Consider the following 8,092-nt stretch of genomic DNA (forward strand, 5'->3'; position numbering starts at 1 on the left):
TCACCCTCTCGGGCTTTCCTCCGGGCTTCCCTTCGGTGTCTCCGACTCTATCAGACCTTTTCCCGGTCCGATTTCCTCGGATTCGCTTTCCAGGTTCTCGCTTTCGCGATTCCCTTTCCGGCGAGGCCCGACTTTATCAGAGATTCTGAGTCGGAATTTCCGCGCCCTGCGGACACATGGTCCGGGCGCCTGAGGCGACCGGTGTTCCCGTGGGGGCGGAGCCGTAAACGTACTGGAGCGGGGCGCCCGATGCAAATCGGGGCGCCCCGCTCGTGTGATGCGCCGGCGGGATCCTGGCGGTCCGTCAGACCTCCACGACCACCGGCAGGATCATCGGCCTGCGGCGATAGGTGTCGGAGACCCACTTGCCCAGGGTTCGGCGGATGAGCTGCTGGAGCTGGTGCGGCTCGACCACACCGTCCTGGGCCGAACGCTCCAGTGACTCGGTGACCTTCGGGAGGACGGCCGCGAAGGCGGAGTCCTCGATACCGGAGCCGCGGGCCTGGACATGCGGGCCTGCCGTGATCTTTCCGGTGGAGGAGTCGATGACCACGAAGACCGAGATGATGCCCTCGTCCCCGAGGATCTTGCGGTCCTTGAGCGCCGGCTCTCCCACATCACCTACGGAGAGGCCGTCGACGTAGACATATCCCGCCTGGACCTTGCCGGAGATCTTGGCCTTGCCCTCGATGAGGTCGACGACGACGCCGTCCTCGGCGATGACGATGCGGTCGTGCGGGACTCCGGTCAGAGCGCCGAGTTCGGCGTTGGCCCGCAGGTGGCGCCATTCGCCGTGGACCGGCATCAGGTTGCGTGGGCGGCAGATGTTGTAGAAGTACAACAGCTCGCCCGCGGACGCGTGGCCGGAGACATGGACCTTGGCATTGCCCTTGTGGACGACGTTGGCGCCCCAGCGGGTCAGGCCGTTGATCACGCGGTAGACCGCGTTCTCGTTGCCGGGGATCAGGGACGACGCCAGGATCACCGTGTCGCCGTCGACGATGCGGATCTGGTGGTCGCGGTTGGCCATGCGGGACAGGGCCGCCATCGGTTCGCCCTGGGAGCCCGTGCAGACCAGCACGATCTGGCTGTCCGGGAGGTCGTCGAGGGTCTTGACGTCCACGACCAGGCCCGGCGGGACCTTCAGATAGCCCAGGTCACGGGCGATGCCCATGTTGCGGACCATCGAGCGGCCGACGAAGGCGACCCGGCGCCCGTACTCGTGGGCGGCGTCCAGGATCTGCTGGATGCGGTGGACATGGCTGGCGAAACTGGCCACGATGATCCGCTTGCGGGCGGACCCGAAGACCTGGCGCAGGACGTTGGAGATGTCGCGCTCGGGCGGGACGAAGCCCGGGACCTCCGCGTTCGTCGAGTCCGAGAGAAGAAGGTCGATGCCCTCCTCGCTCAGGCGGGCGAACGCGTGGAGGTCGGTGAGCCGGCCGTCGAGCGGGAGCTGGTCCATCTTGAAGTCGCCGGTATGCACCACCATGCCGGCGGGCGTGCGGATGGCGACCGCCAGCGCGTCCGGGATGGAGTGGTTGACGGCGACGAATTCGCAGTCGAAGGGGCCGATGCGCTCGCGGTGTCCCTCCGCCACCTCAAGGGTGTACGGGCGGATGCGGTGCTCCTGGAGCTTGGCCTCGATCAGGGCGAGGGTGAGCTTGGAGCCGATCAGCGGGATGTCCGGCTTCTCCCGCAGAAGGTAGGGGACACCGCCGATGTGGTCCTCGTGACCATGGGTGAGGACGATGCCCTCGATGTCGTCGAGGCGGTCCCGGATGGACGAGAAGTCGGGCAGGATCAGATCGATTCCGGGCTGCTCCTCCTCGGGGAAGAGCACCCCGCAATCGACGATCAGCAGACGGCCGCCGTACTCGAAGACCGTCATGTTCCGGCCGATCTCACCGAGACCGCCGAGCGGGGTGACCCTCAGGCCGCCTTCGGGGAGCGGCGGGGGCGGGGCGAGTTCAGGATGCGGATGACTCAAAAGACTCTCCTCACCACGCGCGCCACGTACCGGTGTGGCACGTGGCGCGCATGACGTTCGTGCAAGACGCAATTGTCGTGGTCAGTTTTCTGCTGTGATTTCTTCTGCGACTGCGCGGGCACCGGTGGCCCGCTTATTCAGTTGTGAAGCCTGTGACGAGGCCGTGCCTCGCGAAGTCCGATGTCAGAGCTGTACCCCGCCCGCGGCAAGATCGATCTTGAGCTGGTCGATCTCTTCGGGTGAGCACTCGACCATGGGGGCGCGCAGCGGGCCGCCGGGCAGTCCCTGGAGGGCGAGGGCGGCCTTGGTGGTCATGACGCCCTGGGTGCGGAACATGCCGGTGTAGACCGGGAGCAGCTTCTGGTGGATCTCGGTCGCCTTCTGTACGTCACCGCTGGTGTACGCCTCGACCAGCTCGCGCAGCTCGGGGGTGACGACATGGCCGACGACGGAGACGAAGCCGACCGCGCCGACGGAGAGCAGGGGCAGGTTGAGCATGTCGTCGCCGGAGTACCAGGCGAGGCCGGACCGGGCGATGGCCCAGCCGGCACGGCCCAGGTCGCCCTTGGCGTCCTTGTTGGCGACGATGCGCGGGTGCTCGGCGAGGCGGACGAGGGTCTCGGTGTTGATCGGGACCCCGCTGCGGCCCGGGATGTCGTAGAGCATCACCGGCAGTTCGGCGGCGTCGGCGATGGCCGTGAAGTGCCGGCGGAGGCCCTCCTGCGGGGGCTTGTTGTAGTAGGGGGTGACGATGAGCAGGCCGTGGGCGCCGATGCGCTCGGCGGTGCGGGCCAGCTCGATGCTGTGGTGGGTGTCGTTGGTGCCGACGCCCGCCAGGATGTGGGCGCGGTCGCCGACCGCTTCCAGTACGGCTCGTACCAGGTCCGATTTCTCCGCGTCGCTGGTCGTGGGGGACTCGCCTGTGGTGCCGTTGATGATCAGGCCGTCGTTGCCTGCGTCCACCAGGTGGGTGGCGAGCCGCTGAGCGCCGTCGAGGTCGAGTGCGCCGTCCGCCGTGAAGGGCGTGACCATGGCGGTGAGGACCCGCCCGAAGGGGGTCTGCGGAGTCGAGGTCGGAGCCATGGGTTACACGCTACTCGCTGCTCAAGGCACGGTCTGCCCGTGGGATGTCGGATACGTCATGACAAATACGGAGCCCGGCACTGCCTGCTCGGGGGTTCAAGCAGTGCCGGGTCCGTTTGATCAGGCTAGATGAACTTCTCTAAATGCCGCAATACGGACACTTCGCTCGGCTGATCCGTACATCTGTGCCCGCGGCTCAGGACATCCGTGCCGCGCGGGCGCGTGTGTGCGGGTCAGCGCCGCGGTCACGGGGCGACCCGGCCGTTGGCGTTGAAGGCGGCGTGGGTGAGGGGCATCAGCCGGGCCCATTCGGCCTCCATCAGCTCGCCGACCATCTCGATCTCGCGCTGCGGGAAGGAGGGGACCTTGGCCAGTTCGTGCTGGGTGCGCAGGCCGAGGAAATGCATCAGCGAGCGCGCGTTGCACGTGGCGTACATCGACGAGAACAGGCCGACCGGGAGGACCGCGCGGGCGACCTCTCGGGCGACGCCCGCGGCCAGCATCTCCTGATACGCCTCGTAGGAGTGACGGTAGGAGTCCTCCATGACGCGGCCCACCAGCTCCTGCTGGGCCTGGGTGCCCTCGACGAACCGGTACTTGCCCGGGCGGCCCTGCTGGACCAGCTTGCGGGACTCGTCGGGGACGTAGAAGACGGGCTCCAGCTCGCGGTAGCGACCGCTCTCCTCGTTGTACGACCAGCCCACGCGGTGGCGCATGAACTCGCGGAAGACGAAGATCGGGGCGCTGATCAGGAAGGTCATCGAGTTGTGCTCGAAGGGGCTGCCGTGCCGGTCCCGCATCAGGTAGTTGATCAGGCCCTTGGAGCGCTCCGGGTCCTTCTTCAGCTCGTCCAGGGACTTCTCGCCCGCGGTCGAGACGCGCGCGGCGAAGAGCACGTCCGCGTCGGACGCGGTGTGCTTGACCAGCTCGACGGTGACGTCGCCGCGGAAGCTCGGCTTGAGATCCGGGGCGTCCTGGGGGGCGTCGGCGGGGCTGTCGGTCACGGTCGGAGGGTCCCTTCCATCCACTTCACTCGGGCGGCGCCCACTCTACGGCCCGGCACTGACAGCGGGCCGCTCACCGCCGGGCACGACATCTGGGTCACCGTCGGCGAACTCCTGCGAACATCTGCGAACTTCTGCCAATTCGGTGATTGGGGGCACTTTCCGGTCCGTTCGCTCGTCTGTATGGGTGAGCGTGACGCGTTCGAACCGCTGGATCCGAGCGCCGAGTGCCGCACGCCGCGATGCGAGCCCGAGAGGAGAAGCACCACCCATGTTCCGCCGGCGCGAGCCCGTACCCTTCGCCTTCCTCGCCGAGGCCGACAGTTTCCGCAGCAATGTCACTCCCCCACCGCGTGCCCGCCCGTCGGCCGGGCAGATAGCCGGGCGCTCGCTGCTGGGGCTCACCATCGTCGCCGCTCTCATAGGCTCCCTGGTCGTCGGCATGCCGGCGCTGGAGCAGGACCGCTCGGCCACCCCGACGCAGCAGTCACAGGCGACGGACGGGCGCTGAGCCCTCGCTGAGCCCCCTGAGCAGGCATCGAGGGACCACTGACCCCATCCGGGCCCCCTAGGGTGGTGAGCCGCGACACGGCTCGATAGCCTCACCGGGCACAGCCCATGCATGGACGAGTGAGGACCAGCCGTGCCCCTGCCCTTCCTGACGGCCGAGCGTGCCTTCGACACGACGGACGACACCGCGCTGCCGTTCGACGACCGAGACCGCTGGCGGCGGCCCTACCGCCCCGGACCCTGGCGGGTCGGCATCGCCGCCCTGTGGCTGCTGCTCGCCTCCTACGTGCTGTTCGCGGCCGTCATCATCGCGCTCACGGGCACGGTGTCCGGCGCCGCGGTGGTGTTCGGCATCGCGCTGGTGCTCATCGCGGTGGCGCTGCGGCTGCTGCGCTCGGGTGTGTGGGTGAGCGCCCACGGGCTGCGGCATGTGCGCTTCGGCTTCACCCGTACGGTGCCGTGGCGCAAGATCGGCTCCGTACGGACGGTGCAGCAGCCGGTGCGCTGGCTCGGGCTGCCGCGCACGGTGCAGGGCCAGGCACTGGTGCTGGTGCGCAACGACCGGCCGGCCACCGACACGCCGACCCTGATGACCACGCACAACGCCGACTTCCTGGCCCGGGTCGAGGCGTTCGACCGGGCTGCGGACTCGGTGGAGGTCTGGGCCGACGAGTACGGGAGGAAGGGCTGAGCCGGTAGGCGCGACGCCTGCGGGTGAACGGGGCGGGCCCGGTCCGAGTGCGAGTGTCGGACCGGGCCCTGTCGTGTCGCACTTGCGGCGCCCCACCGGTTGCTGGGGTCCAGGCGTGCCCTCGCCCTCACCCCGCCCCCCGTACCCCCTCGTGCAGGGTGATCGCCCGTTGCATGGCCTTGCGGGCCCGGGGCGTGTCGCGGGCGTCGCGGTAGGCGATGGCGAGGCGGAACCAGGTGCGCCAGTCGTCGGGGGCGGCTTCCGCCTCGGCCTTGCGGCGGGCGAAGACCTCGTCGGCCGAGTCGCGGTCGACGCGCCCGCTGGGCAGGCGGCGCAGTTCGTCGACGGGCAGGCCCCCCTCGGCATCGAGCTGGACAGCCAAGGCGTTGGCCTTGCGGACGAACTGGGTGTTCTTCCACAGGAACCACACCCCGATCACCGGCAGGATCAGCACCGCGACGCCGAAGGTGACGGTGAGGAGCGTGCCGGCCTTGATCAGCAGCACGCCCCGGCTGCCGGCCAGGACGAAGTAGAAGACCAGGACGGCGGCCGTGAGGGCGTAGGCGAGCTTCGCGCGCATGACGGTCGTACGGCCTAGCTCAGGTCCAGGAAGTGTTCCAGGCCGAAGGTGAGGCCCGGAGTGGTCACCACGCGGCGGGCGCCCAGCAGGATGCCCGGCATGAAGCTGCTGTGGTGCAGTGAGTCATGGCGGATGGTGAGGGTCTCGCCCTCGCCGCCCAGCAGGACCTCCTGGTGCGCCAGCAGGCCGCGCAGCCGGATCGCGTGGACCGGGACGCCGTCGACGCTGGCGCCGCGGGCGCCCTCCAGGGCCGTCGCCGTGGCGTCCGGGGCGGGGGCCGAGCCCGCCTTGGCGCGGGCCTCGGCGATGAGCTGGGCGGTGCGCGTGGCGGTGCCGCTGGGGGCGTCCACCTTGTTCGGGTGGTGCAGTTCCACGACCTCGACGGACTCGAAGTACGGGGCGGCGAGCTGCGCGAACTTCATGGTCAGGACCGCGCCGATGGAGAAGTTGGGCGCGATCAGCACGCCGGTCCCCGGGGAGTTGTCGAGCCGGTCGCGCAGCTGTGCCAGGCGGGCCTCGGTCCAGCCCGTCGTACCGACGACCGCGTGGATGCCGTGCCCGACGCAGAAGTCGAGGTTGGCCATCACCGAGTCGGGCGTGGTCAGTTCGACCGCGACCTGGGCGCCGGACGCGGTGAGCGCCTCCAGCGAGTCGCCGCGGCCGAGGGCGGCGACCAGTTCCATGTCCTCGGCGGCCTCGACCGCCCGTACCGCCTCGGAGCCGATCCGGCCCTTGGCGCCGAGGACCGCCACGCGCAGCTTGCTCATCTTCTGTGCTTCCTTACCGGATACGGGGTCGGGCGACGGCATACGGGCTCAGGCGACGGCGTCGTGCAGCCGGGCGGCCTGTTTGTCCTTCAGCGGGCCGATCACCGACAGGGAGGGCCGCTGTCCCAGGATGTCGCGGGCGACCGCGCGGATGTCGTCGGGGGTCACCGAGGCTATCCGCAGCAGCATGTCGTCGACGGACATCTGCTCGCCCCAGCACAGCTCGCTCTTGCCGATACGGTTCATCAGCGCGCCGGTGTCCTCCAGGCCGAGGACCGTGGAGCCGCGCAACTGGCCGATGGCCCGCGCGATCTCCTCGTCGGACAGACCGTGCTCGGCGACGTGGTCGAGTTCGTCGCGGCAGATCTTCAGCACATCGTGGACCTGCGAGGGGCGGCAGCCGGCGTAGACGCCGAACAGCCCGCAGTCGGCGAAGCCGGACGTGTACGAGTACACGCTGTAGGCCAGGCCGCGCTTCTCGCGGACCTCCTGGAAGAGGCGGGAGGACATACCGCCGCCGAGGGCGGTGTTGAGGACGCCCAGGGCCCAGCGGCGCTCGTCGGTGCGGGCGAGGCCGGGCATGCCGAGCACGACATGGGCCTGTTCCGTCTTGCGGCCGATCAGCTCGACGCGGCCGGCGGTGCGCAGGCTGCGCCGTCCGCCGCGCGGGGCGATGGGCTCGCCGGCGGATTCCTTCAGGGCGCCCGCCTTGTCGAAGGCCGCGCGGACCTGTCGTACGACCTTGTTGTGGTCGATGTTGCCGGCGCAGGCGACGACCAGGTGGGTGGGGTCGTAGTGCTTCTTGTAGAAGCGGCGGATGCGGTCGGCGGTGAGGGCGTTGACCGTGTCGACCGTGCCGAGGACCGGGCGGCCGAGGGGGGTGTCGCCGAACATGGTGTGCGCGAACAGGTCGTGCACACAGTCGCCCGGGTCGTCCTCGGTCATGGCGATCTCTTCGAGGATCGCGCCGCGCTCGACATTGACGTCCTCTTCGAGGATCAGCGAGCCGGTGAGCATGTCGCTGACGACGTCGATGGCGAGCGGCAGGTCGGTGTCGAGCACGCGCGCGTAGTAGCACGTGTACTCCTTGGCCGTGAACGCGTTCATCTCGCCGCCGACGGCGTCGAGGGCGGAGGAGATGTCGAGGGCGGAGCGGCGGCCGGTGCCTTTGAAGAGCAGGTGCTCCAGGTAGTGGGTGGCGCCGTTGAGGGACGGGGTCTCGTCGCGGGAGCCGACGTGTGCCCAGATGCCGAAGGTGGCGGAGCGCACCGAGGGCAGGGTCTCGGTGACGACCCGCAGACCACCCGGAAGGGTGGTCTTACGGACCGTGCCGATGCCGCCGGTGCCCTTGATGAGGGTTTGGGTACGGGCGAGGGGCCCCGCCCCCCCCGGGGGGGGGGGCGGGGCCCGGGGGGCCGGGGGAGCCGGGACATGTGGCCCCCCGCGGGGGCCCGGGCGGGCCCGGCC

Annotated in this window: 8 protein-coding genes; 2 read left to right on the forward strand and 6 right to left on the reverse strand. The window is 69.6% G+C overall.

Translation table 11 applies throughout. From position 1 onward, the window contains the following. Positions 1-304: 304 nt before the first annotated feature. The 3 genes from ACFRFC_RS15310 to thyX all read right to left on the reverse strand — a co-directional run bounded on the left by ACFRFC_RS15310 (position 305) and on the right by thyX (position 4,077). Positions 305-1,990, reverse strand: a complete 1,686-nt coding sequence (locus ACFRFC_RS15310) for a ribonuclease J (protein WP_382690121.1) — start codon at positions 1,988-1,990, stop codon at positions 305-307. Between the two features lie 183 nt (positions 1,991-2,173). Next, entirely contained in the window at positions 2,174-3,073 is a 900-nt protein-coding gene (gene dapA, locus ACFRFC_RS15315; RefSeq protein WP_382690119.1) for a 4-hydroxy-tetrahydrodipicolinate synthase, read from the reverse strand. 245 nt (positions 3,074-3,318) lie between these two features. Further along, positions 3,319-4,077, reverse strand: a complete 759-nt coding sequence (gene thyX / locus ACFRFC_RS15320) for an FAD-dependent thymidylate synthase (protein ID WP_382690117.1) — start codon at positions 4,075-4,077, stop codon at positions 3,319-3,321. 271 nt (positions 4,078-4,348) lie between these two features. Between thyX and ACFRFC_RS15325 the strand changes: the two genes are divergently transcribed. Beyond that, positions 4,349-4,588, forward strand: coding sequence for a hypothetical protein (locus ACFRFC_RS15325; RefSeq protein WP_382690115.1), 240 nt, complete (start codon positions 4,349-4,351; stop codon positions 4,586-4,588). A gap of 132 nt (positions 4,589-4,720) precedes the next feature. Further along, complete coding sequence (locus ACFRFC_RS15330; RefSeq protein WP_382690113.1) at positions 4,721-5,278, forward strand: hypothetical protein; 558 nt, start codon at positions 4,721-4,723, stop codon at positions 5,276-5,278. A gap of 127 nt (positions 5,279-5,405) precedes the next feature. Here ACFRFC_RS15330 and ACFRFC_RS15335 read toward each other — a convergent pair whose 3' ends face one another. The 3 genes from ACFRFC_RS15335 to ACFRFC_RS15345 are packed head-to-tail and all read right to left on the reverse strand — an operon-like array spanning position 5,406 to position 7,978. Beyond that, positions 5,406-5,858: a hypothetical protein gene (locus ACFRFC_RS15335; protein ID WP_382690111.1), complete on the reverse strand. Its 453-nt coding sequence runs from the start codon at positions 5,856-5,858 to the stop codon at positions 5,406-5,408. 14 nt (positions 5,859-5,872) lie between these two features. Beyond that, the gene (gene dapB / locus ACFRFC_RS15340) at positions 5,873-6,625 is read right to left on the reverse strand and encodes a 4-hydroxy-tetrahydrodipicolinate reductase (RefSeq protein WP_382690109.1); all 753 of its coding nucleotides are present in this window, start codon (positions 6,623-6,625) and stop codon (positions 5,873-5,875) included. 48 nt (positions 6,626-6,673) lie between these two features. Next, positions 6,674-7,978, reverse strand: coding sequence for a M16 family metallopeptidase (locus ACFRFC_RS15345; RefSeq protein WP_383112627.1), 1,305 nt, complete (start codon positions 7,976-7,978; stop codon positions 6,674-6,676). Between the last annotated feature and the right edge of the window lie 114 nt (positions 7,979-8,092).

Source organism: Streptomyces sp. NPDC056734 (assembly GCF_042790455.1).
Taxonomy (GTDB): domain Bacteria; phylum Actinomycetota; class Actinomycetes; order Streptomycetales; family Streptomycetaceae; genus Streptomyces.